This window comes from Mesorhizobium sp. M2C.T.Ca.TU.002.02.1.1, from assembly GCF_003997225.1.
Window position 1 is genome coordinate 1 of sequence record NZ_RZTO01001456.1, and the last position, 595, is coordinate 595.

General features: G+C 63.0%; 1 pseudogene. It reads right to left on the reverse strand.

From position 1 onward, the window contains the following. Positions 1-152: 152 nt before the first annotated feature. A pseudogene (locus tag EOD07_RS38015) lies at positions 153-595 on the reverse strand (amylo-alpha-1,6-glucosidase); the annotation flags it as partial.

Sequence of the window (595 nt, forward strand, 5' to 3'; positions counted from 1 at the left end):
TGGATGAACATGGGTATCTCCAGGCCCTTCGCGGGCCGATAGTTTGGAATAATTCTAAATAGGCTCTATCGGCTGGACATTCAAGCGAAACGCGTCGCTGCGAACGGCTGGCTGGCGGAATGTTTTTGCCATGGCTCGAACCATGACAGCCCTCATCCTCCGACTTCGACGGTCAATTGTCCACTCGTCTGCAGGACATCGACCTCGGCGCCGTCATCCGTTCGCCTGAACTCGAGATCGACGCTGCCCTTGCCGACACGCAATCCGCGAAGCGCGATACGGTTCACGAAACCGGGCATTCGCGGCCGCACGATCCGCAGCTTGTTCGCGAAACCGTCGGGTTCCAGGCCAAGGCACACCGTCAGCAGGAAGGGCGCGGTTCCAGCCGCCCAGGCCTGCGGGTGGCAAGCCACGGGATAGTGCACCGGCACCTGGAAATCGTCGCGCGGAAAGCCCGCCATCGCTTCGGGCAGCCTGTGATGGCGAAAGTGCATCGCGGCCTCGGCTATCGCCGTGAAAATCCGCAGCGCCGCGTCGTCCTCGCCATAGGTCCGGCAACCGGCCGCCGCCAGCGCATTGTCGTGCGGCCAGACGG